The organism is Izhakiella australiensis, from assembly GCF_002006995.1.
GTDB lineage: Bacteria > Pseudomonadota > Gammaproteobacteria > Enterobacterales > Enterobacteriaceae > Izhakiella > Izhakiella australiensis.
The window spans coordinates 40,001-65,131 of record NZ_MRUL01000023.1 but is presented as its reverse complement, the minus strand read 5'-3'; the positions used below and the strand labels follow the sequence as shown (position 1 = coordinate 65,131).

Below are 25,131 nucleotides of genomic sequence, written 5' to 3'. Positions count from 1 at the left end.
CGCAGTGGCAATGGTTTTATAATCACGAACGTCCGAATATGGCGCTGAATGGCTACACGCCAATGCAGCATATTCAACGTATGACCTGATTCTACTTATCACCTCCGTTAAAAATGGGGGGATTACCAGTTGATGACCTGTTATAAATATATTTACCTGTGTATCTGACATTTATCAAAACAGAATGAACACGACTCCTGTTCCAGTGACTACCATCACGGTATCTATACCCTTCCCTGTTAAGATTAACAGATATTAAATATTCATTTAATCCCCTAAAAACAAACATATCGAATATTTTTCTAACGATTTTTATTTCTTCTTTCTTACCGGGTGAAAGTACAACCCGATCAGTTGTTAAACTTTTTCGCTCTCCCGATCTAAGTTTCATTTTAAATTGATTATTGTTATCGACAAGAGTTCGTTCCAATCCATATCCCGGCGGACCGCCTTGATAATATCCTCTGTTCACAAGGTTAATATGACCAGCTAAAACCTTCTGTGATAGATTTTTGCTGTAAGAACCCGCTGCATACATAAGCATTAATAAAAAGAAGGGGCTTTCAATTACATTCTCTGGAATATTATCAGCACAGAAGATAACTTTTACACCCTGTTTTTCGAAAAGATATTTATAAAAAAAACCCTCTGAGGGATCTTCAAAACGGCCAAACCTACTCACATCGTATACAAGGATTGCTTCAATACTGATTCTCTTGAGTATCACATCGTCCATTAGCCTGTTGAAGTCATGCCTACCCGAAACTGTGACTCCACTCTTACCAGCATCATCGTAGGTGTGAACAACTTCATAATTATGCTTACTGGCATATTCCTTGATGAACTGAGCTTGATTGTCCAGAGAGAACTCTTGGTTGAGTGTAGACATCCTAAGGTATTGAGCCGCTCTTCTAATCCCTTGATTTTCAATGATTTCGTTTTTCATTGCTAAACCTTATGAGATCACAATGGATTTTAATTGATTAAAAATTGATCAATTTTACAAGTTATGCAACCCTTTTCCCAAAGTAAACCTCACACAGGCCATACAGATGATGTGCCGTAAATGAATCAGATGAAATTCGATTAAACCTGTCAAAACAGCCTATGAAATGCTTTTAATGGGGGTTCTGCACGCTCTTCGACGAAACCCCTAACCAATCGAACTGATCTCAGATTGGATGTTTAAACCTTTAGACTTCGGCCTGAACTGAGATGGTTGGTTCAATCGTAATTCTTTAACCAAGGTCATCCAAACCAACTTCTGTCTGTAGGTTATGAAAATTTATGCGGGGATGGGTATAAGGCTTTACCAACTTGCTTTTTTTGAGAAAAAGACGAGATTCACTCTACTTCACTTTCCATTTCAAGCCGTTTAGAATTAAACGAGCCAGCTAAATTTCATGGACCAGTAATGTATAAATTTACCTGTAATAACAAGGAGTTCAGTTTACAGAAATGACGATATTTAAAGATTTGGATCTACCTTCACAAGTAAGAATCTGGTCTGAAAATTAATATCATAAGGAAGTTATTATGTCAGCTATTGTGTTCCCAGCCACACTTTATCAGACTAAGCATCAGTTCAATGACCACAGCTCTGATGATATGCAATGTGGCGATCTTACTGAAAAACAGCTTAGAAGCGATTTAGGTCTTGATGATGTATCTAATATTGTCGATCCGTGGACTGGAGAGGAAGTCTCAATATTTAGTTCCTTCCGTAAATCACAACCAAAATCAAAAACGGAAATTGCTCAAATTCTTTTCGATGAGTTTCTTCGGTCTTCATTGCCTACACATTATTTAGGACAACATAATTTATTTAATAATCTTGTAAAACATTTTTATCATGGTAATGGAAAAAGTTATTCCAGCCCTTTTCTTGATAGTGCATATAAAAGTTTAATTTTAAACGAACAATCCTCTCCATCATCTTCACTAAAAATAATCCAGTCTTTTCTCGACAAGGTTGCCATTGATGTAAAAAATGGCTTATCTGATGCCGACAAAAATTCAATAACTAAAGCAATAGGAAATTCAATACTTCCTAAGTTCAACAGATGGGCAGATAGCTTCAATGGGTTAGGAATGTCTATACATGACATATATGCCACAAAGATTCAACTCACTAAACTTGATATCACTGAGAGTGGTTATGTAGCGAAAGTAACTTTTACAGGACAAGACCATTTTGGTCTCGACAAAACTGACATTATGAATATGAAGTTTCACTATATTAGGGCATTTCGCATCTGGTTTGTGCTCCAACGATGGGAAAAATTTGCATTTAAACCTTTTTTTACAAATATGAAAGCCGAGTTTGAAATTAGTAGTCGGAGGAATGGATGAAAGCCAGAAAAATTATAATATTTATATTATCAGCTATTATTCTTGTGTTTTTTTATTTGAATTTTTTTAATTCTACTAAGATCCTTGCCGTTCACGGAGCTGGCTCTAATAAAGAGTTTTTAGTTAAAAACATGCCTTTCAGTGATAGTAGTAAAATTGAGTGGTGGGATAATAATGGAACTAAAACTCTCTCATCCGCTGAAACTTACTTTGTTTCAATCTGGAAGTTTGACGGAAAATATCAAAAGCTTGCTCCTAAAAATTCAGGTATTTTTCCAGATCATGATACTGATTATTTACTATGCTTCGATGACATGAATACAGAAGAAAATTGTATTGACAAGTCTGACTGGATCATGGACATAACCAAGACAAAGGATGGCTATACCTATTACCGGATAGGAACCGAATCTTACTATCGGAAACCTTCTGGTGAACTCATGCAAGGTGAAAGATCAAAGACAACCATTCAATGACAGATGTAATCGTAACAGTGGCAAGCTGAACAGCTTGCCACTGTTATAAATGGGGAGTTGAATGGGGAGTAAAATGGTAACCCCGTCACAGATCAACTCATTAAGATCATGATGAATATCATTTATTTTACTTTAATCAACATTCAGATTCAGAATATCGAGTAACCCCGACTTCAGCCCCTCAAAAGACAAAATGCCCTGAAAAGGGCATTTTGGTCTGACTTCACATCTTTGACAAATCATGCACTGCTGGCAGAGTCCGCTTAAAGGCCGCCGCAGCTCCCTGGCCGGTGTGGTTTCGAAAATTGCGAAACCAGCGTAGCGAAATGAATGATGGCCTGCTGTTTGACCTGCACCGTATCTTAATGTCGCGTCCTGTCATTTCTGGCAGGCCGCGTTATGACGGCAGAAACAAAACATACTCTTACCCTGAACGTGCCGCCTCCGAAAGAAAATAGCGACCAATAAAAAATATACACGGCGTTTTTAAGGAGACCTTAATGAAAAACAGTCTGGAAGATCATTCACCGGCAAATCCTATCAATCATCCTACCTCTACAGGACGAAATATCCGCTGGTACGTTTTTACGGGGATCTTCGCCATTGTGGTGGTGAACTTCATCGATCGTACGGCGTTATCGATTGCGATGCCGACTATTGCCAATGAGTTTGCATTGAGTCCCGTTATGCAGGGGCTTATTCTCAGCGCATTTTTCTGGAGCTACGCGCTGCTGCAAATTCCAGGTGGATGGCTGCTCGACCGGTACGGTGCGCGGGCAACTATTACCGCCTCTACCGTAGGCTGGGGCCTGTTCCAGACCATCGCTGCGGCAACGACGGGCGGTGTCTCACTGCTGCTTTGCCGTATCGGCCTGGGTGCCTTCGAGGCACCGCTGTTTCCGGCGGGCGCCAAGTTGAATGCGGCATGGCTTCCTCCCCATGAGCGCGGACGCGGGGCGGTGATTATGGATTGCGGCGCCCCCCTTGGCGCGGCAATCGGCGGCATCGTCATCGCCGGGCTGATCGCCGCGTTTGACTCATGGCGCATTGCGTTTGCGGTTGCCGGCGTCGCGACAATTCTATTGGGCTATGCCGCCTGGCGGTTATTAAGGGACACCCCGGCCCTGCACGGCCAGGTTTCCGCGGCTGAGCTGGCCATCATCGAGCAGTCGGCGGATAACGAAACCCACCAAAGCAGCGCCGCCGCCCAACCGGCGATGAAGCTCAGAAGCATAATCGCCATCGTGGTCGGCCGGATGAGCTGGGCGATGATCAACTTCGGCTTGCTCACCTGGGGACCGAGTTACCTGGCACAGGCGCGGCACCTTAACCTGAAAGAGCTCGGCGGCGCGACCTTCGTGATGTTCGGCGCGGGCATGCTCGGTTCCCTGTGCAGCGGGTTTCTGGCTGACGCATTGCAAGCGCGCGGCGTCCGGCGCCCCATTGCCTATAAAAGCCTTTTGGGCATCAGCGGCGCAGGTCTGGCCCTGGCCTTCGTCATGCTGCCTCAGGTGTCTGATGTGGTCGCCGCAGTCGCGCTTCTGACGGTCACCCAGTTTTTCCTGTGGTTTGGCAGTCTTTACTGGAGCTTACCGGCATTGCTGGCGCCAAAAGAGCGGGTCGGCCTTGTCGGCAGCATGATGAACTTCGCCGGCAGCGCAAGCGGCATCGCCATTCCGATAATCGCTGGCTATATTCTGCAACAAACCGGCACTTACGAAGCGGTAATAATGTTTTTTGCTGCCTGTGCCGCCGTATACATGCTGTCTACGCTGACGATTGCAATCAAAGATTAATGGGTGATGTCTATGCGTCATAACGAGAGCGTTAAAGGGCTTAGCTGCTGGGATGGACCAATCATTGATGCGCACCAGCATTTTTGGGAGCCGGAAAAAAACCGTTATCCTTGGCTGGAAAAAGGCGTTTCCATCCCGTTCCGCTACGGAAACTATGACGCCATCAAGCCGGCGTATCTGCCGGCTGATTATTTGCAGGATACCGATCACCATAACGTTGTAGCCACCGTTTACATGGAGGCGGAGTGGGACCCTAACGACCCGATTGGCGAGACGCGCTATGTCCACCAGCTGTCCGCAGAAAGCGGCTTTCCCGCTGCGATGATCGCCCAGGCATGGCTCGACCGCGCCGACGTCGATGAGGTATTACGCGCGCAGGCTGCCTTTCCCCTGGTTCGCAGCGTCAGGCACAAGCCCGGCGGCACCAGCAGTCCGCAAGGGGCGCAAAGCCATAAATCGCTAATGAGCGATGATAAATGGCGCAGCGGATACGCAAAGCTTAGCGAACTTGGCCTGCATTTCGATCTGCAAACCGCCTGGTGGCATCTCGATGAGGCAAGGCAGCTGGCCAGGGACTTTCCGGATACGCTGATAATCCTCAATCACACGGGTTTGCCGTCTGACCGGACTGAAGCCGGTCTCGCCGGCTGGGCACAGGCAATGCGGCGCTTTGCGCAACTGCCCAACGTCGCAGTAAAAATTTCAGGATTGGGTTTGCCCGGCAGGCGCTGGTGCATCGACGACAATGGCTGGATTATCAAAGAGACAATCGATATTTTTGGCGTAAGCCGATGTATGTTTGCCAGTAACTTCCCGGTCGATAGCCTGTGCGGATCCTATAAAGAAATCTTTGACGGTTTTAAGCTGGTTGCTGCACGCCATTTCAGCGTCGCCGAACAGGAAGCCCTGTTTTACAGCAATGCAAAGTCAGTTTACCGGCTGAAGGTATAGCTGGCTTTCCCCCTTTTCCCCGCGCAACAGCCTGAGCGCCGCCGGCGGTTTTTGCTCTACGCATCAAAACCGTCGGCCTGAGTTACACAACGTCCTCTGCCCGTTACCGGGGCGGCCGATAATCTCCCTCAACCTCCATTCTCACGACCTTTTCTCATAGGGTTCGCTCTGGCCGTAAAGATGACCCCACATGTCGTGTAGATCACAAATTGTGATGAAAATGTTTTGGTTCTGTGTCCCTGAGTGATAAAAAATTATCACCGTAATAAATTTTTCCTATTACGATAATACTGACTGTTACGGATATTCTCTTTTACTCAGAACTGACCTCCACCACAGGAATTCAAAATGCGAAATAAAAACCTGGCAGGCGCTAAATCACTGACGCTGCTTGCAGCCGTCGTTTGCGGGCTTTGTTCTTTTTCAGCGGCAGCTGCTGATAATAATCTGCCTGATAACCGCGCCCTGTTGCAGGGGGTTCAGCCTGATAATGCGCTGGTAGCGACGCTGCCGGCAAAGATCAGAGAAAGCGGTAAGATAACCGTGGGCACTTTCACGCCAGCAGCCCCTGGCAATTTCTATGCAGAAGATGGCACCACCATCATTGGCTATGAACCTGATTTAATTAAAGCGGTGCTGGCGAAGCTGAAATTGCAGCCGGCCTTTGTCAGCATGGATTTCAGCGCGCTGATAACCAGCCTGAAATCAAAGCGCATTAACATCACCATGGCGCAGATGAATGACACCGCCGAACGGCAAAAAGCGATCGATTTTATCGATTATCTGTTCACCGGCATTACCGTCATCGTTAAGAAAGGAAACCCCGCCGCTATTAAGGGTGGCGACGATCTTTGCGGTCATAAAGTTGCCGTGGTAACCGGCACAACGCAGCATGAGTTTGCCGAAAAGGCCAGCGCAGACTGTAAACAACAAAACAAAGCGCCGATTTCACTGATTGTCACCGACAGCGACCCGCAGAACCTTATCCAGCTGCGTAGCGGCCGCATTGACGCCATTATTAACGACCTGCCAACCGCGTCCTATATTTCCCGCACCACCGGCAAGGGTAATGAATTTGAAGTGGTAAAAGGCAAGATTATCAATGGCGCGCCTTTTGGTATCGGTATTAATAAAGACGATACGGCGCTGCGCGATGCGCTGCAAAAAGCGTTGCAGGAAATCATTGATGATGGCACCTATCAGAAAATCCTCACCAGCTGGGGTCTGACTAACGGCGCGCTGAAAACTGCAACCGTAAATGGTGGTAAATAAGATGTCGCAGAATTATAGCGGCGACGCCTGTCTGCCTCAGGTCAGACGGCGTCACTGGGGGCGCTGGATAACGGCAATCATCATGATGCTGCTGCTGTTTGCCCTGTTCGCCGGTCTGGCGCAGGGCAATATCTCCTATAAAGATATACCGCAGTTTCTGGTCTCCGACGTGATGCTGGAGGGATTAAAAAACACCCTGCTGCTGGCGCTGGCAGCTCAGGTGATGGGCATCGTTATCGGCATTATCATCGCGCTGATGAAGATCTCGCAAAACGGGGTGTTACGCGCATTTGCCAGCGGGTACATCTGGATTTTTCGCGGGCTGCCGGTGCTGCTACAGCTGCTGCTCTGGTACAACATGGCGCTGATCTTCCCCAATATCACGCTGCACATTCCGCTGATTGACTTCACGCTGATTAACGTACAAACCAACGACGTGATGACCGCCTTCGTTGCCGCGTTTCTCGGTCTGGGGCTGAATGAATCAGCCTATATGGCTGAGATTGTGCGGGCAGGATTAAAAAGCGTCGATAAAGGGCAGATTGAAGCGGCGCAGTCTATCGGTGAAACGCCGGGGAAATGCATGCGACGCATCATTTTACCGCAGGCGATGCGCGTGGTGATTCCGCCGACCGGCAATGACTTTATTAATATGCTCAAAGGCACCTCAATCGTCTCGGTGATTGGATTTGTTGAGCTGATTCGCGCCGCCAATAATATCTCCTCACGTAATTTGCAGGTAATGGAAACGCTGATGGCCGCTGCCATCTGGTACATGCTGCTGGTGAGCATTGCCAGTATTGGACAGTATTACCTTGAGCGGCACTTTGACCAGTCAGGCAATGTTAGCTCCCGTCCGGGATTATTACAGCGTATTGGCAGCAATCTGGTTATCAGACCCTTTGCGCGGAGAATGCAATCATGACCCATGCCGCCTCCCCGGCCCGCTCTGACCTTCCGCTGGTAAAGGTGAAAAGCTTACGTAAAAGTTATGGCGACCACGTGGTATTGGATAACGTCAATTTCGAGGTAGAGTCCGGCAAGGTTGTTTGCATTATTGGCCCGTCAGGCTCCGGCAAATCGACCTTTCTGCGCTGCCTGAATCATCTGGAAAAGCCGGACTCCGGTGAAATCTGGATAGACGGGCAGCCAATGGGGTTTCAGCTTAAAAATCAGCGCCTGTATGAGCTGCCAGAACACAAAATAGCTCAGCAGCGTGCGCGTATGGGCATGGTTTTCCAGCATTTTAATCTGTTCCCCCACCTGAGCGTACTGGACAACATTACCGAAGGCCCGGTGCAGGTTCAGCGGGTTGCAAAAGCCCAGGCAAGGCAGCGCGCTATGCAGTTGCTGGAGCGCGTAGGTCTGGCGGATAAAGCCCATCAGTATCCCAGTCAGCTGTCCGGCGGTCAGCGACAGCGCGTTGCTATCGCCCGCGCGGTGGCGATGAACCCCCTGTTTGTACTTTTCGACGAGCCAACCTCCGCGCTCGACCCGGAGCTGGTAGGGGAAGTGCTCAGCGTGATGGCCGATCTTGCCCGCGAAGGCATGACGATGCTGGTCGTCACCCACGAAATGACCTTTGCCCGTGAAGTTGCCGATCAGGTGGTATTTATGGCGGATGGCGGCATTGTGGAAACCGGCACGCCGGAGGCCATTTTTACCCGACCAACCCAGCAGAGGACGCAGCAGTTCTTGCAGCGCGTACTGAAAAATGGCCACTGATATGGATAGCTACCTCAATACCTTTGTCGAAGCACAGGGTTACCTGAATTTCGCCAGCTTTGGCCCGGTATCATCACGGGTTATGGAAGAAAAAAATCGCCTGGAAAGCCTCGCCGCAATGGGCATGCCGGGCGCGCAGGATGAGCTGAATAAAAGTAAACCTGCGGTACTGAAAAGCCTCGCCAATCTGAGCGGCTTTGATCAGAGCGCCATCTCGCTGGTAAACAATACCTCTGGCGGCCTGTTGCAGGTCGCATTAGGGCTGCGCGGCGGCGAACTGCTGGTCAGCAGAGGTGAATTTCCCGCCAACCTCTATCCGTGGCGACGGGCAGCCGCCCTGCAGCGCTTGCGCTGCCGTGAAATTGGCGAGCCCGGCGTGGCGGTTACGCCGCAACTCATCGCGGCGCATCTGACGCCGCAGGTTTCGGCGGTGGCAGTCAGCGCCGTCGACTTCCGTACCGGCTATCGCGTCGATCTGTCTGCTATCCGCGAGGTGATTGGCGATCGCCTGCTGATTGTTGACGGCATCCAGGGGTTCGGCATTACCACCATGGACTGGACCCAGGCCGACGCCCTGGTCGTTGGCGGGCAAAAATGGCTGCGCTGCGGCTGGAACACCGGCTTTATCGCGCTTTCCAGTCGGGGATTAGAACGGATCGCGCCTGTGATCAGCAACTGGGCGGGCGTTATCGATCCCTACGATTATGATGGCCTTGAGCACCCCTCCCTCCCCGGAGCGGAAGCATTCGGCATTACCAATCTATCGCCGGTTGCTCTGGGCGGCTTCGCTGCCGGCCTCGCGCTGGTAGAACAGGCCGGCGTCGCGAATATTGAGCAGCGGATTCAGCAAAAAGTTGCCGGCTTTGTTCGCGACGCGCAAGAGCACAATTTAAACCTGCTCTCTGACGTCAGGCCCGGCAAACATGCTGGCATCGTGGTGGTCGATGGTGCCGGCTATGATACCGCCGCCCTGCAGGCCCGGCTTAGCCAGCATGGTTTTACGGTTACCTTGCATCAGGGCGGGCGTATCAGAGTTTCAATTCATGCCACCACGCGGGCGGAATCACTGTCGCAACTGGCGGCACTTTTAGGAGAACGGATGTGACAGCAGAAAAAATCAGTACCCCGGAAGCACCGGCGGCAATCGGACCCTATTCACAGGGAATTGAAATTAACGGGCTAATCTTTGTTTCGGGCCAGCTGCCAATTGATCCCCAGCAGGGGAGCATCGTGGCTCAGGATATTGAATCGCAAACCCGCCAGTCTATAAAGAATTGTCTGGCCATATTGAAGTCGCAAAAATTAACCGCGCGCAACGTAATTAAAACAACGGTTTTTTTACAAAACATTAATGACTTTGAAAAGGTAAATGCCATATATGCTGAAACCTTTGGTTCAGATATTTCGCCTGCGCGAAGTCTGGTCCAGGTCGCCGCGTTACCGAAACAAGCCTTAATTGAAATTGAGTGTATTGCTGCGAGGTAGCAACTTTTAGCCACGCCAGGGAAATTAAACTTATAACTATTATTTAATAATAAAAAACCTGAACTTTATACTACGGGTTTGTCTGTTGATTGGTTAAAAAACCGATGTCATCAGGACATCGGTTTTTTATTATGGCTTTAACTGACTCAGATAACGATAGATGGTGGATTCTGCGCATGCCAGCGCCTCGGCGGCTTTCGGCACAGCCCCCTTCAGACGGAAAAGGCCGGTATCATTCAGCCTGGCAACCACCGCCAGCTTTTCCTGATACGTCATGCGCTCAGGCGATTGCGGCAGATGATCTTTAATCACCTCCAGCGACAGTTCATCGCTGCTGGCAACAAACCGCTCGGAAAGATTAAGGTTCTCCATCAGCGGCTGCGTTTCGGTTAACGTCTGTAACAAATCCCTTGCCTGAATAAGCAGTTCATTATCAATATTGATACAAAGCAGGCCGGCAATATTGTTCTTTTCATCGCGGATAAAAAAGGTTGAAGACTTTTGCGCTCTTCCCTGGCGGGAGAGGGTGTGATAATTACACAGCCAGGGCATTTTTTGATATTCCGGGTTCTGCATAATCCGCAGCACTAAATCCGTGGCCGGACCGCCGACTTTTCTGCCGCTAATATTCGCGTTCGCAATCGCCACGATAGAATGATTGAGGTCGGCAATATCATGTAGTACCACCTCTGAATCTGCACCCAGCAGCGCCCCCAGAAAGTCAACAATAGGAATATAGGGTATTAAAGCTGGGTGTGTTATTTTTCTTGCCACAGCGTTCCCGACCTTTTAGCAATAAATACAAGTTCAGGTATGACACCACATCGCCGATAAGTTAGCAAGATAGCCGTGTTTAAAACGCCAACGATATCATTTGCTTATTAATAATTGAAATTTCAACCGCTAAATAACGCAGCGCAGCTAATCGGCCGGACCGGCGATCGGCGCAATGGCGCGCGGATTACTGATAGCGAATTTCGCCAAAGTAGTCCGACAGCACGCAGTAACGGCAGTATTCAAACGGTTCACGCCCGTCGCTAAGGAAGGTCTGCCTGGCAACCGACAGCAGCGGCGTGGCAGCAGAGATGTGCAGCAGATCGCACAGCTCCGGGGACGGCAAAATGGCATCGATCTTCTCAACCGCCGAGCCTATCGCCACCTGATAGCGGGTTCTTAGCAGCTCATAAAGGGATTTATTTTCCAGATCCTGCTCTTGCAGCGTCAGTCCGGGAAAGCAGGAAAGGTTGATGTAGATTTTTTCATGGTTGAACGGCTTGCCCTTGGCGCTGCGCACGCGGGAAATAAACAGATATTTGTTTTTTGCCGGCAGATTTAATCCGTCGAGCAGCGCATCGCGCGCGCCGCGCGCGGTAATTTCCAGAATGTGGTTTTCTACCTGAATTTGCGAATGGCTGAGATCGGAGGTAATACCGCGAAAAGTATGGCCAAAGTTCACCCCTTCCGGCAGCGCATTAACCACCGAACCCGTGCCGCGCTGCGAGGCGATAATGCCGCTTTCAACCAGCTCATTCCAGGCCTGTTTGACCACAATTAATGAAACGTCAAACTCATGGGCAATCTGCTTTTGCGTCGGAAGACGATCGCCAACGCGCCAGCTGCCGTTCAGAATCTTTTGGCAAATAAGCATATAAAGCTGCCTGTAGAGCGGCGTATAGCTCGCCTTGTCGACTACCAACGTTGCACCTCTCAAACAAACCGACGGCGGGAAAGCGACTCCCGCCGCCGCCCGGCTCACGTCACTATCTGACTCGCCAGCGCTTCCAGCGAGAAATTATTCATGCGGTTCAGCGTGGCGAGATAATCCGCCGGGAACGCCGCCGCGCCGTGCCTGGCGCCCGCAATAGCGCCCGCCATTGCCGCAATGGTATCGGTGTCATTACCGATATTAACGGCAGAAATAATAGCATCAACCGGGCTGTCAGCGCAGCAGGCAAACAAACCAAAGGCGGCGGGAACCGCTTCGCTGACGTGCAGCCCCGTCCCGATCAGGTCGCTTAATTCAACTATCGCCGTTTGCCAACTGCGATGGCGCTTACCGATTGCAACAGCCAGCTCAATGCGCCGCCCGACCGATGGACCGGCAATTTCTTGCGCGCCCTGGGCGTCGGCCAGCGCGAGGCCTTTATCCGCGCCGTAAATCCCCGCAGCAATAATCGACTCGGTGCTGGCGGATTGACTGAAAGCTTCGCTGACTGCGGCAGCCACCGCCGCCGAGCCCGACATGGCCAGTAAATTATTATGGGTAAAGCGGGCAATATCCAGCGCGCACTGGATTGCGTCGTCGAGGTTATCGGGATGGAGCAACGCTGCCGGCCATATTTTCATTGCTGAGCCGTTAGTTGCCGCGGCGTTGCCGCCGTTAATAATCTGCACCGACTGCTTGTCGCCCTCCAGCTCACCTTGCAGCGACTCTCGGGTATCATTAAAAATGGCTTTCATCGCCGCCCGCGTTGTCGGGCCGGTAAAGTTGGCATAAAACGGATACTCCAGCCAGCGCTGAAAGGCCTGCTTCATTGCCGCAGGCGTCGCCTGCCCGCCGTGAGCCAGCATCGCCTCCATGATGTATCTGGCCTGGATGAAATCATCGGTACACATCCCCGCCTCGTTGCAGCGGCCAAACGTGTCCGCGGGCGGCTTTTGAAACGTGGTCACCCAGCCACCAAACAGCGCCTGAATTTGCCGCTGGGTACGCACTTCCGTCGCCGCGCCCATTGCGTCGCCTGCGGCGGCGCCAATCAAACAGCCCAGAGTTTTATCGTAATGAGTCATTTAGTGTCTCCCTGTTATGGTTTCAGCGCCAGACGCGGCGGTCTGCGCTGCATGAAAAGCGGCCAGCGCTTGCGCATCAGGTAGCGCCGTCATTGCGCCACGGCGGGTTACCGCCGCCGCGCCGCAATAGTTGGCGCTATTGATTGCCCGATCAAGTGGGCTGCTCCGCCACGCCTGCAGCCGCGCCAGTTCGCTAAGCAGGCCGCCAACGAAAGCATCGCCCGCACCCGTGGTATCAACAACGCGGGCGCTAACCGCAGGAAAGTGCTGTTCAACGCCCTGATTAATCAGATAAGCGCCCTGCGCGCCCAGTGAGATAACGCTAACCGGACAGCCCAGATCGCGCACATAGCTGCGGGCATCGCGCCAGTCAGAGGTTGCCGTCAGCTGACAAAGCTCATCGGCGGAGATTTTGCAGATATCTGCCAGCGCGATTGCCTGCTCGATCTGCGGCTTTATTTCGGACCTGTCCGGCCACATCGCCTCGCGCAGGTTAACGTCGAAGAGCACAAAGCCGCCGGCGCTGCGAATACGCCCGGCACCGGTCAGGCAGGCAGTACGTGAAGGCTCGCGCGTCAGGCCAATTGAATTGAAGTAAAACCATTCGCCGGCGCTGAAAGCCGGTAAATCATCGCAACAAACAAAGCTGTCTGCGCCGGGCGTCACCAGGTAACTGAACGTGCGTTCACCATCGTCCGCCAGTTCGACCATCAGCACCGCCGTTTTCAGCTGCGGATCGAGTTTAAGCTGCGCAATATCCACCCCTTCGCGCCGCAGAATCTGCGCCAGAAAGTGGCCAACGGGATCCAATCCCAGCCGGCCGATAAACGCGCAGCGGGCATCAAGCCGCGCCAGACTGACGGCAACGTTCGCCGAGGCGCCGCCCGGACATTTCAGGTAACGACCCGCCTCATCCGGTACCAGGTCGACGGAGGCATCGCCTATCACCCATATTTTGTTGCCGTTCATCTCAACCTCTCTGTACCAATGCGGCCCTGAGCTGCGCATAATAGTGGTTGTTAATCACGTAGCGTTTCATCAGCAGGCCGATAATCAGGTGGAACAGCGCCGGGATGATGGTCATCATCAGCGCAATACCACTTAACGCCGTTGCCGTTTGCTGCACGTCCGGCTGATAGCCAAAGCGACTCAGCAGGAAACCTAACAGCCCGCCGGCAATGCCCATGCCGAATTTCTGGAAAAATAAGATGCCGCCAAAGGCCAGGCCCGAAACGCGCTTGCCGGTTTTATTTTCGCCATAATCAACGGCTTCAGCGATCGAGGACCAGAATATCGGCATCTGCATATCGCAAAAGTAATTAATCAGGAAATAGAATATAAACGCCATCCAGACGTTATCCTGACCAACCATAAAGTACATCAGGATACTTAATACAAAGGTAATCAGCTGGCTGTAGCGAAATAGTTTTATCTTATCGAAATAGCGCGTAATGAAGGTTGTTGAGATCATCGCCAGAATAGAGGCGACGACGCCGGTGGTAAGAAAGGGTGAAATCAGCGCATCACCACCGTTAAGATAATACTTAGCATAATAGGCTGATACAGAACCGCGAATAACATAGCCACACATCAGTAGCATAATCGTTATCCCCAGTAGCAACCACTGATCGTTACGCATCAATAGCTTAAATTGCTCGCGCAAACGTAAGGTAGAAAGCTCCGGCCTGCTGCGTTCACGGGTAGTGAAAAAACAGAAAATAAACAGCAGCGCGCCCATTGCGCCCATCACCCCCATCGACAGCTGATAGCCCCAGGCTTTATTGCCATTACCCAGCCATACCGCCATCATCGGCACCACGATGGTTACCAGGAACGCCGCGATTTTGGTCATCACAAAGCGGTAGCCGTTGGCACTCAGACGCTCCTGCGGATCGTCGGTAATCACGCCGATAAGTGAAATATAGGGGATGGTAATTGCGGTATAAATCACCGTCATAAGAATATAGGTGAAATAGGCCCAGCCAAGCTTAAGCAGATAAGTCGTATCGGGCGTAATAAACATCAAATAAACGGCAAAACCGAAGGGAATAGCAAACCATAATAACCATGGACGATAGCGTCCCCAGCGGGTATTCACCTTCTCGGTATAAATCCCCATTAGCGGATCGATGATCGCATCGAGCGTGCGGACGACGACAAATAAAATGCCGACATCAGATGCATGTAAACCATAAATATCCGTATAGAACCAGGCGAGGATAAGCTGCATGGCAATTATAATTATATTCACTGCCATATCACCCGCACCGAAGCCTATTTTTTCGATAGCTGATAATTTCATGCGCATACCTTTTATAAGTGGAATCATTTTGGTATTGCCGCTTTTAACAATCTGACCCTGATACAAGTCGGCGAGTTTCCCTGAAATCCCGGTACCTGCAAACTATAGAACGCGCGATAAAAATATAAAGGTATATCATTATACTTTTTGATCGCTATCACAGAATAACGCCCGCGTGCCAGAGCACCTCGTCTGACAATCTCTGCGCCCTTTCTCGAGGGAATGTCATTATCTTATTGTTTTTAATGATTATATTTGACGAAATTTTCTGATGGCGATGATAACAAGGCACCAGACCAACGGTTAAAAGTGAATCTGGCTCTCATTTTGTAAAAGCGCAGATTGACGCAGCCTGGTGATGCGATGATAGTCAACTTGCATACAAGAAGCTTGCATTCAAGTTAGCAACCACTAAAAATCACCTGGCTACAGGAATCACACTATGCAATCCCTTGATAGCTCCATTGAAAAACAGGTCATACGCAAGCTCACGCTGCGCCTGATACCCCTGCTGATATTTTGCTACTTCGTCGCGGTTATCGATCGTTCCAACATGGGCGTGGCGGCACTGACAATGAACCAGGATTTAGGGCTAAGCTTGAGCGCCTTCGGCCTGGCGGCGGGGCTATTTTTTGCGCCTTATGTCCTGCTGGAATTACCTTCAAACCTGGCGCTGGCCCGGTTTGGCGCCCGCTTATGGATAGCGCGAATTATGTTCACCTGGGGCCTGATCTCTGGGGCCCATGCCCTGGTCTGGAATGCAGAAAGCCTGTACGTGGCGCGCGCACTGCTTGGCGCCGCCGAAGCCGGCTTTTTCCCGGGCGTCGTATTTTATCTGACGCTCTGGTTCCCGGCGGCATGGCGTGGACGCGTTATCTCCATGTTTATGGCCGGCATTCCTATTGCTCTGGTTGTCGGCACCCCGCTCTCCACGCTGTTACTGGAACTGGATGGCTGGCTGGGCATGCGCGGCTGGCAGCTAATGTACATCATTGAGGCGATACCCGCGTTGGTGTTGGCGCTGCTCATTCCGTTCCTTTTACCCAGTTCGCCACAGCAAGCCAGGTTCCTGAATGCGGAAGAAAAACGCTGGCTAGTCAATAAACTTGAGGATGAGAAACGTCAAATCGCGCCAGCCTCCGGGAAAAATGGCCTGTTAAAAGCGCTTTTAAACCCGCAGGTTTTGCTGTTTGCCCTGGCCTACTATGGCCTGACGAACCTCAACGGTGCAATCAGCACCTTCCTGCCGTTACTACTGCGCGAGACCGGCCTGAGCAACCTGCAAACCGGCTTTGTTGCCATGATCCCCTACCTGTTTGGCCTTATCGGCATGATCTATCTCGGCCGACGGGCAGATAGCCAAAAAGGTCGCCTGGCAACCAATTATCTGGCGCTGACTATTTCCATGGTGGGGCTAATCGGCGTCGCCTTTTTCAACGACCCGCTGATTAAAATGCTTTTTCTCTGCGGCAGCGCCATCGGCGTTTTTGGCGCTATGCCGGTTTTCTGGGGCTTGCCTACGCAGTTCCTCACCGGCACCGCGGCGGCGGGGGGGATTGCACTGATCAACGCGCTCGGCAACCTTTCCAGCATTGTTAATCCCTACGTTATCGGAAGAATTCACGATACAACGGGCAGCTTCAACGGCGGGCTTTACTGGCTGTCAGCAATGGCGCTGCTCTCCATCCTTATCCTTACGCTGATTTACCGCCTCTGGCCGCAGAAAAAACAGCAGATGCAGCTGGACCAGTCAGGAGAATTACAACCATGAAGATCACCGCAGTACGTTTACGCCAGGTTCAGGGCGTCATGCCAACCCTGAGCGCCATCTGGGAAGACCGGCTGGCAAGGCCACTGGATATCTACCCTGAATATCGCTGGATGGATGATTTTGAAGGTGGAACGCAACATGCCGACGGCTTTGAAATCTCGACCGTGTTTTTAGAAATCGACAGCGATGAGGGCATCAGCGGCCTGGCCGGTCCGATACCGGTTGCCGTCGCTTCAATTGTCGCCTCAAGCCTGCGTCGGCTGCTGATTGGCCGCGATCCGCTGGCCAGCGAAAAACTGTGGGATCAGATGCACCGCGCCCTGGTTCACGGCCGTCAGGGCGATGCCATGCTGGCAATCAGCGCAGTGGACTGCGCGCTGTGGGATCTGCGCGGCAAATGGATGAGCCAGCCGGTCTATCGGCTGCTCGGCGGCCCGACGCGCGATGAAATCCCGGCTTATGCTTCAATGCTGGGCTTTTCGGTTCGCGATTACGGTTTGGTACATGAACGCGCTCAGCAGTATAAAGCGCTGGGCTACCAGGGGCAGAAATGGTTTTTCCGCCATGGCGCGATGAACGGCCGCGAAGGGCTGCGTGAAAATATTCGCCTGGTGGAAACGCTGCGCAACGCCGTCGGCGAAGATTACGATCTGATGTTTGACTGCTGGCAGTCAATGGACGTCACCTATACCCTGGAGCTGGCCGACAGAATAAAAGATTTCCGCCCGCGCTGGCTGGAAGAGTGCGTAATGGCCGATCGTATTGAAAGCCACGGGCGCATTAAACAAAAGATCACCATTCCCCTTGCCGGCGGCGAACATGAATACACCCGCTGGGGATTCAGGCGCTTTTTTGATGCCCAGGTTCTGGACGTCGTGCAGCCGGATATCTACTGGTGCGGCGGCCTGTCAGAAACGCTCAAAATAGCGGCTTATGCCAGCGCCCATGACTTACAAATCATTCCGCACGGCCATTCAAGCGCGGCAACGGCGCATTTCTCCGCCACTCAGTCGCCCATTCACACCCCCTATCAGGAATATTTAGTTAAATGGAACAGCATCCATCAGTATTTCCTTCAGCAGCCGGTTGACGTGCAAAACGGCGTGATTCATTTAAGCAACCAGCCGGGCATGGGAATGGCGTTAGCGACAGATCGCATCGCCCACCAGAGAGAGCTGTTTGCTGCCGACAGCTAGGGATTTGGTTGGATAGAATTCAGTAAGGGGTTCGCTTTGTACCCGGCAGCGCCAGCGACCGGGTACAAAAGAACTTGAATGTAAGAAGCAAGGATGTAAGTATTTTTCCTGATAAGGGAGTCCACGCCCCACACTTTTTCATCCCGCGCACGGAGTAAGCTATGGCAAAAGCAAGCCACACGGATGGCTGGTCTATGAAGCAGATTTCACGGCCGAAATCGCTGAATTTGCTGGTAGCAGAACAGATACGTGAACTGATTGTCAGCGGCGTCATTGAGCTGGGCGCGCTGATTTCAGAAAACGATGTCGCCAATAAACTCAATGTCAGCCGCACACCGGTTCGCGAGGCGCTGCAAAAGCTGGAGATTGAACGCCTGGTGCAAATTATCCCTCAGCGCGGCACCTTTGTTTTCCAGTTCAACGAGCAGGAGTTAGAACAAACCTGCAAAATGCGCGAAATACTGGAGGTCGGAGCATTAAGCATCTGCCTGCAAAAAGATCGACGCGGCCTGCTTGTCGCCTTAGACGGCAAGCTGGAGCAAGGGGAAGCGGCGCTGAAGAGCGATTCGCGCGCCTTCCATGAGGCCGATGCAGCTTTTCATACCACGCTGGTTGAAACCAGTAAAAATCAGGATCTTATCGACGCCTATCACAATATTATTAACCGCATTCGCTCGCTACTTAACCGCTTAGCCCGCACGCCCGCCGAGCTGTCAGGTTCTCATCAGGATCATATGAAGCTGGTTGAACTGATTCGAAATGGCGAAGATAGCGAGGCGAAAGCCATGCTTGGCTGGCACGTGAACGGCCTGCTGCGCATGTATCAGAATAAAGAGGGTGCCCGCCAGCCGTAGCCGTCGGACACATAACCCGGAATCTCAGGCGCCAGCATTCCGGGTTACAACCCTCTTTTCACTCCTGACCCGCATGGTCACGCTCGCCAAAGCCATCGGCGAAGGCCGTCCGTAGCGCCTTGATGAAATCAGCTTCATCCGGACCTTCGCAAATTAACTCAATTTCGCTATGGCCTTTCACCCCCGCGCCCAGAATGCTCATCATACCTTTGATGGGAATGGTCCGGTCATTATTAACCAGCGTCAGCGACGACTGATATTGCTTGACGATCTTCGCCAGCGACGCCGCCGGCCTGGCATGCAGTCCGGTGCTATTTACCACCCTAACCTTTTCTCTAATCATAATTCAGCGCCTGCCGTTACTCAGGATACCTGGCGAAGATGATGATGGTCCTTATTCATCATCAGAATTTTACTGTAAACATCGTCCTCCACCGCGCGTTTGGCATTATTCATGACGCGCGCGAGGTTGGCTTCGTTACGATTGTTCTCCCAGGCCTGACCGACCGAGGTAATAAAGGCTTTGCGCAGGTCGCTGGCGATGTTCACTTTAACCACCCTGTAGTTCACAAAGCTGCGCAGAGTCGCTTCGTCGATGCCGGAACCGCCGTGGATAACCAGCGGCACCGGAGAAACCTCCGCGATACGCTGCAGCAGCGGAATATCAATGCGTGGCTTATCCTCCAGCCCGTGAACGTTGCCGACGGAAACCGCCAGCATGTCGCAGCCGGTTTGTTCAACAAAAGCCCGCACTTTCTCCGGTTCGGTTTTGCAATCGGCTTCGCTAACGTGATCGTCCTCTTTGCCGAGAATAGCGCCCAGCTCCGCCTCAACCGGAATCCCGAAGGATTTACAAAAATCGACCGCTTCCTGAGTAAATGCAATGTTCTCTTCATAGGAGAACGCCGCGCCGTCGATCATGACCGAAGTGAAGCCGGCGCGTACCGCCTGCTTAACGTCATCCAGCGATTTACCGTGATCAAGATGCAAACTGACCGGAACGTCCATTTTCGCGGCATGGCGTTTTACCATTTCATAGATATAGTCATAGCCGGAGAGCTGAGCATTGGTCGGCGCAATCTGGATAAAATTGGGTAACCCTGAACGTTCAATCGCGTTGAGGATCGACAGTGTCGTTTCCAGATTAGTGGTGTTGAATGCACCTGCCAGCACGCGCTTATGCTGAATGCGATCGAGCAGGATTTTGCCATTAACTAAGGGCATGGACTTTTCCTCTGTGTCAGTTGCAGTTAACTGCGTGAAGTAGCATGGCGGCCAGCCATGCGGAAAATAGCCAACCGTATTCGCAGCAGATTCAGGTGCGTTATCAGGGCGGCGCCCCTTCGGCTAGCACGCCTTCCTGCTGCAGTTTGAAACGATAAAAGGCCAGCCAGCGCTGCTGATAACGACGCAGCGCTGCGCTGCGCTTCTCGTCAGGCTGATAGCGTGCGGCCGCCGCCGTCGGCAGAGTCAGTTCAGGGCAGGCGGTTAGCAGCGCGCCAACTGAGACGGCCTCCTCAAGGGCAATAGCCTCAAACGGCCGCGCCAGCAGGTCGGCTTTAAGCTGTAACCACAGCGGGTTCTCGCAGGCAGGGCCGATAACTTTTACCGGCTGCTGGTTGGCAACGCTAAAGCAGGCGAAGCAGTGGGCGAACTCCAGTGCCAGCCCCAGCGACACGCTGGCAACCAGCTGCGTTGCCGGCAGCGTGTCGGCCAATCCGTACAATAAGCCCCGGGTATGGCGACTTTTATAGGGCGAGCCGGAGCCGCGCAGATGGGGAATAAATAGCGGGATCTCCTCCATCTGCCAGCTGCCGCTAAGGTAGTGCTGGTAGCTCTCCTCCAGCGCATCAGCAATTTCCTTTGCACTAAAGCGAAAGGTTCCTTTCATCCACTCCAGCGCAAAGCCGCTGACCGGCAGCGAAGCGAACAGGGTATAGCGGTCGGGCTGTGAATAGCGGCCGTTTGCCAGCTTATCCTTTTGCGCCTGGGGGCTGAGCAGCGGCTGGTCGTTGAGTAACAATATGCCTTCGCTGGTGCCGGTCGAGTTGATCACTTCACCGGGATTCATTCGCAGCGCGCGGGCGCCAACCATGTGATCGTGTCCGGCCAGCGTGACGCTAACCGGATGCGCGAAGCCGAGCTGACGGCGCATCTGATCCGTCAGCCAGCCGGCAATCTCACCCGGCGCCAGCAGCGGTGCAAAAACGTCAATCGGAATGTTGAACAGCCCGGCCGCCTCGCGCGACCAACACCCCTGACGTAAGTCCAGACAAAGCGTGCGGCTGGCGAGCGTCATCTCGGTTTTTTTCTCGCCGGTCAGGCGCCACAGCAACACCTCCGGCGCGTGCAGCCAGCGAATATCATCACGATCGCGCAGCGCAAAGTTATCTAACAGCCAGCGCATCTTGAACGCTGAATAATTGCTGTGCAAAGGCAGCCCGCTGATGGCATACAGCCGCGCACGTTCCGCGTCGTTGAAGGCGGGCAGATACTCTTCGCCACGGCGGTCATACCAGGCCAGCATCGGCGTTAGGATCTTATCGTTATCATCAATAAAGACGCCTGACTCGCCGAAGCTGGCAATGCTGATACAAGACACCGGCAGCGGAGAAGACGCTGCCAGCCGGGCTATCGCCGCCATCACCTCCTGCCACAGCTGCTCAATATCAAAATCAACTGCGCCTGGCGTTGGAAAGCACTTTGGCGTAGCAAACTTAATGCTGCCTAACCGGGTTGCATCCTGGCAGGAAAAGCAGCTCACTTTGCAGTTAGTGGTGCCCATATCAATGACGATAGCCGCACTGGAATCAGGCATACAGCGTTCTCCTGGTCAGGCGGAAGATGCCATATAAAACCAGACCGATGACCGGTATCAGACCGATGGCAATCAGGTTGCCGTTAAAAATTTCCAGCAGCCAGAACCGGAAAGGATTGCCACCGTCGAGGAAGCTGGAGACCTGTCCGCTGGAGCCTTCGGCAAACTTGAAGTTAACGTCTTTCGCCATATTGGTAATAAAAGGCGCGATTCTGGTGGCAATCCACAGATCGGCGACGATCACCGGAATGGCGGCGATGACCGTCCGGAAAATATTGCCGCGGCTGGCCAGCGTAATCATTGAAGCCATCACCGCAAGGTTCGCCAGATCGCCCAGCGGCAATACCTGATTCCCGGGCAGAACGAAGGCAATGAACACCGATATCGGCGTCAGCAGCAGCGCCGTAGAGATAATGGCCGGGTTGCCCACCGCGACGGCAATATCCAGACCAATGTAGAGATCATCGCGTCCCGGATATTTGGCGTTAAGGTATTTCTTAATGGCCTCTGACAGCGGCAGCAGCCCTTCCATCAGAATGCGAACCATACGCGGCAGAATAAACATCACCCCACCTATGCTGATGCCCAGCAGCAGTATATGCTTGAAGTCATAGCCGGCAATTAACCCCAGCAATACGCCAAGAATGGTCCCTACCATCATCGGCTCGCCAAAAATGCCCAGTTTCTTCTGAACGGTTTCCGGGTTGATGTTAATGCGGTTCAGACCGGGGATATGTTCGATAATCTTGTCCACCAGCAAACCAAACGGGAAGAACACCACCGAGGAAAGCGTGGGCAGAGAAATTCCCTCCAGGCCAAAATATTTTTGCACCAGCGGCGCAGACCAGTCGGCCAGTTTCAGCACCACGATAGCGGCAACCGCCGCAGCCAGCAGACCAAAAATAAAGCTGCCGGTGCTGTAATAAACCAGCGTTCCCGCCAGGGCAAAATGCCAGTAATTCCACATATCAACATCAACGGTGCGGGTTTTATTAAACGCCAGCAGCGCCACGTTAATAAGAATGGTAAGTGGAATGACAAAGGGCGCGATCGGCGACCCCCAGGTGATGGCTGACAGCGGCGGCCAGCCAAGATCAACCACCGGCAGGTTGATACCGGTTCGTTCAACCATTGCCTGCGCTGCCGGCCCGACGTTGCTGGTCAAAATATCGAAAATGGCGTATATACCGACAAATCCGATACCGACGGTCAACGATGAACGCAGCGCTTTGGCCGGCTTAACCTTAAAACACAGCGCCAGAATAAACAGCACCAGCGGTAATAATACCGTCGGGCCAAAGCCTAAAATATATTGCACTACGGTATAGAGGGTATGAGCTATCTCATTCATGGCAAACCCCTTGTTCAGACGTAACGAATCCTGGCGTCAGCGCCCGAAATTATTAATCGGAAAAGGTTAATTTATTTTTATTTTCTTTTAAGAATAGAAACGATATTTTCCAGAACCTGCTCTTCACCCACCCCGGTAATAATTGGCAAACCGTTTACAACCGGCACGTCAAGTTCATAAGGAACTTTGGTCGTTGAAACCACCAGCGCTATACCGTCAGTATTTCCGGGCAAAGAAGCAACATTAGTTTGGGAGTAATTAACGTTCAGCCCCTGTTCCTTACAATACTCCATTACCTTTTCAGTCACCGCCGTTGAGGTGGCGATTCCGGTAGCACACACGAACAATATAGTCTGACTCATAACTCACCTCGCTCGTTCATTTTTTCAGATATAGACTGATAAATCGTCTTTTCGTCCATTGTCAGCAGCGACTGCAAATAATCGCCATCCTGAATCATCTCCATAATCCAGCCCAGTACGTTAAGCTGCTTATTACTTTCCCCCAGCGCCAGCAGGAAGATAATACGTACCGCAACCGGCTCCGGCTCGCCGCCCATATCAGCAAAAACTACCGGCTCAGGCAGAATGCCCAGCGCGAAAGCGTTTCGATGTACATGCCGATGGTCGGTATGTGGGATTGCCACCCCGACCGGCCTGGTAGGCAGGCCCGTCGGAAACGTTTTCTCGCGCGCCAGAACATGGCTGGCAAAATCGTCTACCACGCAGCCATTAGCAATAAGCGGCGCTGCCAGTCGATGAATTAATGACTCTGAATCTGACCCTGCTGGCAAGCGCTGAATATATTCTTTTTTAAACTCTATATCCTGCATCATAGACCTCGTTTATTCGCCCGATTCTCTGCGCTGTAAAATAGTGCCGAGATAATACTTATTCCCTTTAAGCCAGACATTGCCAAACTCAACCGGCATATCACGCGAGAAAAAAACCAGCTGCTCAAGATGCAAAACAGGTGCATCTTCGCTGATATCGAGAAAGTGCCCACGCTCATTACCAATTAAACGTGCGGCATAACGACTTTCTGAAAATCTAATTTTCTTTTCAGATAATCGCTCGATCGTAGGAAAAAGGTTTTCCTGATTAAAGTCGATCTCTGTAATACCCGGGCAAAGTTCAATATTAATACGGTGCTCGATCAGCATAACTTTTTCATCGTCAATAAAACGCAGACGCTCAAGATAGAGAATATCCTGCCCCGGTTTTATCTGTAATTTTTCCGCCACAAAGCGATTGGCGGCTTCGATCCTTGAAGTAATAACGCGGGTGGTAAAAGGTATCTTCTGACTCTCAAGCGACTCGGCAAAGGAAAGCAATCCTTCTCCCAGCGGATAGGCAACGTTTTCTTTCTTCACGAACGTGCCTTTTCCCTGCACCTGAACCAGCATGCCCTCTTTAACCAGCTGCGCCACGGCTTTCTTAACCGTGCCGCGACTCACCTCCAGCATATCCATGATCTGAAATTCTGAAGGGATGCGGTCGTCCTCTACCAACTCCCCGGTATAAATACTTTCTCGGATCCATTCCGCCACCTGCTGATACAGCGGAATCTGCGAGCTTTTCATTAATGGTTTCAAAGTGCGCACCTGAACATCCTGAGTCGTCTATAGACAACTATGTACAACCTAATCGTTATACTAGGCAAATCCGCCGTGAAGGTGATCGAGAGCGCTCACATTTTGCGGTATCGAATCCGGATCAAAATAACGTGATTAATCTCGCAAAAAATATTTAATCACCCTGGCTGTTACGTAACGTCATCCCCGGTCAACCCACAGCGCAAGCTGGCTCCCCCTCCTCTCTGCTACGGCAGGAGCTGATCTTGCGCAATAAGTCTCAATTTAATCTGCAATAGACTGATTCTAAAAAAAGAAATGGGATCCCGATCACTTTCAATCGACGTGCTTCAGGATATCTTTCATGCGCTTTTACGGGATTAAAAATCAAATAATTAGAAATTAATAAAATATTATTT

General features: G+C 51.4%; 25 protein-coding genes. 12 read left to right on the top strand and 13 right to left on the bottom strand.

The window, feature by feature from the left end; genetic code table 11:
• Positions 1-91: 91 nt before the first annotated feature.
• Positions 92-946 (bottom strand): recombinase family protein, encoded by an 855-nt coding sequence (locus BTJ39_RS21280; RefSeq protein WP_078004727.1) that lies wholly within the window; start codon positions 944-946, stop codon positions 92-94.
• A gap of 590 nt (positions 947-1,536) precedes the next feature.
• Between BTJ39_RS21280 and BTJ39_RS21275 the strand changes: the two genes are divergently transcribed.
• The 9 genes from BTJ39_RS21275 (at position 1,537) to BTJ39_RS21235 (ending at position 10,057) form a co-directional block, all read left to right on the top strand.
• A complete protein-coding gene (locus BTJ39_RS21275) occupies positions 1,537-2,352 on the top strand; it encodes a DUF3289 family protein (protein ID WP_078004726.1) in 816 nt (271 codons plus the stop codon).
• Positions 2,349-2,828 (top strand): DUF943 family protein, encoded by a 480-nt coding sequence (locus tag BTJ39_RS21270; RefSeq protein ID WP_078004725.1) that lies wholly within the window; start codon positions 2,349-2,351, stop codon positions 2,826-2,828. Before BTJ39_RS21275 ends, BTJ39_RS21270 begins: the two co-directional genes overlap by 4 nt.
• 500 nt (positions 2,829-3,328) lie before the next feature.
• Positions 3,329-4,624, top strand: coding sequence for an MFS transporter (locus BTJ39_RS21265; protein WP_078004724.1), 1,296 nt, complete (start codon positions 3,329-3,331; stop codon positions 4,622-4,624).
• A gap of 12 nt (positions 4,625-4,636) precedes the next feature.
• Positions 4,637-5,575, top strand: coding sequence for an amidohydrolase family protein (locus BTJ39_RS21260; RefSeq protein ID WP_078004723.1), 939 nt, complete (start codon positions 4,637-4,639; stop codon positions 5,573-5,575).
• A 348-nt stretch (positions 5,576-5,923) separates the two neighbouring features.
• A complete protein-coding gene (locus BTJ39_RS21255; RefSeq protein ID WP_096777769.1) occupies positions 5,924-6,847 on the top strand; it encodes an ABC transporter substrate-binding protein in 924 nt (307 codons plus the stop codon).
• Position 6,848: 1 nt separating this feature from the next.
• Positions 6,849-7,772: an amino acid ABC transporter permease gene (locus tag BTJ39_RS21250; protein ID WP_078004734.1), complete on the top strand. Its 924-nt coding sequence runs from the start codon at positions 6,849-6,851 to the stop codon at positions 7,770-7,772.
• Positions 7,769-8,572: an amino acid ABC transporter ATP-binding protein gene (locus BTJ39_RS21245; RefSeq protein WP_078004722.1), complete on the top strand. Its 804-nt coding sequence runs from the start codon at positions 7,769-7,771 to the stop codon at positions 8,570-8,572. Before BTJ39_RS21250 ends, BTJ39_RS21245 begins: the two co-directional genes overlap by 4 nt.
• Positions 8,562-9,677: an aminotransferase class V-fold PLP-dependent enzyme gene (locus BTJ39_RS21240; RefSeq protein WP_078004721.1), complete on the top strand. Its 1,116-nt coding sequence runs from the start codon at positions 8,562-8,564 to the stop codon at positions 9,675-9,677. The genes BTJ39_RS21245 and BTJ39_RS21240 overlap by 11 nt, the downstream gene beginning before the upstream one ends.
• Positions 9,674-10,057: a Rid family detoxifying hydrolase gene (locus BTJ39_RS21235; RefSeq protein ID WP_078004720.1), complete on the top strand. Its 384-nt coding sequence runs from the start codon at positions 9,674-9,676 to the stop codon at positions 10,055-10,057. The genes BTJ39_RS21240 and BTJ39_RS21235 overlap by 4 nt, the downstream gene beginning before the upstream one ends.
• A 129-nt stretch (positions 10,058-10,186) precedes the next feature.
• On the opposite strand, the gene BTJ39_RS21230 is transcribed toward BTJ39_RS21235, so the two are convergent.
• The 5 genes from BTJ39_RS21230 to BTJ39_RS21210 all read right to left on the bottom strand — a co-directional run bounded on the left by BTJ39_RS21230 (position 10,187) and on the right by BTJ39_RS21210 (position 15,149).
• Positions 10,187-10,831, bottom strand: coding sequence for a helix-turn-helix transcriptional regulator (locus BTJ39_RS21230; protein WP_078004719.1), 645 nt, complete (start codon positions 10,829-10,831; stop codon positions 10,187-10,189).
• Between the two features lie 187 nt (positions 10,832-11,018).
• Positions 11,019-11,753: a GntR family transcriptional regulator gene (locus BTJ39_RS21225; protein WP_078004718.1), complete on the bottom strand. Its 735-nt coding sequence runs from the start codon at positions 11,751-11,753 to the stop codon at positions 11,019-11,021.
• 56 nt (positions 11,754-11,809) lie between these two features.
• Positions 11,810-12,847, bottom strand: coding sequence for an ADP-ribosylglycohydrolase family protein (locus BTJ39_RS21220; RefSeq protein ID WP_078004717.1), 1,038 nt, complete (start codon positions 12,845-12,847; stop codon positions 11,810-11,812).
• Positions 12,848-13,816: an aminoimidazole riboside kinase gene (locus BTJ39_RS21215; RefSeq protein WP_078004716.1), complete on the bottom strand. Its 969-nt coding sequence runs from the start codon at positions 13,814-13,816 to the stop codon at positions 12,848-12,850. It lies immediately after the preceding gene.
• A gap of 1 nt (position 13,817) precedes the next feature.
• On the bottom strand, positions 13,818-15,149 hold the full coding sequence (locus tag BTJ39_RS21210; protein ID WP_078004733.1) for an MFS transporter: 1,332 nt from the start codon (positions 15,147-15,149) through the stop codon (positions 13,818-13,820).
• A gap of 442 nt (positions 15,150-15,591) precedes the next feature.
• Here BTJ39_RS21210 and BTJ39_RS21205 point away from each other — a divergent pair, with 442 nt between their 5' ends.
• The 3 genes from BTJ39_RS21205 to BTJ39_RS21195 all read left to right on the top strand — a co-directional run bounded on the left by BTJ39_RS21205 (position 15,592) and on the right by BTJ39_RS21195 (position 18,970).
• Positions 15,592-16,920 carry an MFS transporter gene (locus BTJ39_RS21205; protein ID WP_078004715.1) on the top strand — a complete coding sequence of 443 codons (1,329 nt, stop codon included), beginning with the start codon at positions 15,592-15,594 and terminating at the stop codon, positions 16,918-16,920.
• A complete protein-coding gene (locus BTJ39_RS21200) occupies positions 16,917-18,116 on the top strand; it encodes an enolase C-terminal domain-like protein (protein ID WP_078004714.1) in 1,200 nt (399 codons plus the stop codon). Before BTJ39_RS21205 ends, BTJ39_RS21200 begins: the two co-directional genes overlap by 4 nt.
• 161 nt (positions 18,117-18,277) lie before the next feature.
• Positions 18,278-18,970 (top strand): GntR family transcriptional regulator, encoded by a 693-nt coding sequence (locus BTJ39_RS21195; RefSeq protein ID WP_078004713.1) that lies wholly within the window; start codon positions 18,278-18,280, stop codon positions 18,968-18,970.
• Between the two features lie 58 nt (positions 18,971-19,028).
• On the opposite strand, the gene BTJ39_RS21190 is transcribed toward BTJ39_RS21195, so the two are convergent.
• From BTJ39_RS21190 to BTJ39_RS21160, 7 genes are all read right to left on the bottom strand, one after another.
• The gene (locus tag BTJ39_RS21190; protein WP_078004712.1) at positions 19,029-19,313 is read right to left on the bottom strand and encodes an HPr family phosphocarrier protein; all 285 of its coding nucleotides are present in this window, start codon (positions 19,311-19,313) and stop codon (positions 19,029-19,031) included.
• Positions 19,314-19,333: 20 nt separating this feature from the next.
• Positions 19,334-20,194 carry a class II aldolase gene (locus BTJ39_RS21185; protein ID WP_078004711.1) on the bottom strand — a complete coding sequence of 287 codons (861 nt, stop codon included), beginning with the start codon at positions 20,192-20,194 and terminating at the stop codon, positions 19,334-19,336.
• A gap of 103 nt (positions 20,195-20,297) precedes the next feature.
• A complete protein-coding gene (locus BTJ39_RS21180; RefSeq protein WP_078004710.1) occupies positions 20,298-21,788 on the bottom strand; it encodes an FGGY-family carbohydrate kinase in 1,491 nt (496 codons plus the stop codon).
• A complete protein-coding gene (locus BTJ39_RS21175; protein ID WP_078004709.1) occupies positions 21,781-23,139 on the bottom strand; it encodes a PTS galactitol transporter subunit IIC in 1,359 nt (452 codons plus the stop codon). The genes BTJ39_RS21180 and BTJ39_RS21175 overlap by 8 nt, the downstream gene beginning before the upstream one ends.
• Before the next feature lie 77 nt (positions 23,140-23,216).
• Positions 23,217-23,501, bottom strand: coding sequence for a PTS sugar transporter subunit IIB (locus tag BTJ39_RS21170; protein WP_078004708.1), 285 nt, complete (start codon positions 23,499-23,501; stop codon positions 23,217-23,219).
• Positions 23,498-23,971, bottom strand: a complete 474-nt coding sequence (locus tag BTJ39_RS21165; RefSeq protein WP_078004732.1) for a PTS sugar transporter subunit IIA — start codon at positions 23,969-23,971, stop codon at positions 23,498-23,500. Before BTJ39_RS21165 ends, BTJ39_RS21170 begins: the two co-directional genes overlap by 4 nt.
• A gap of 12 nt (positions 23,972-23,983) precedes the next feature.
• Entirely contained in the window at positions 23,984-24,733 is a 750-nt protein-coding gene (locus BTJ39_RS21160) for a GntR family transcriptional regulator (RefSeq protein WP_078004731.1), read from the bottom strand.
• Positions 24,734-25,131 lie beyond the last annotated feature (398 nt).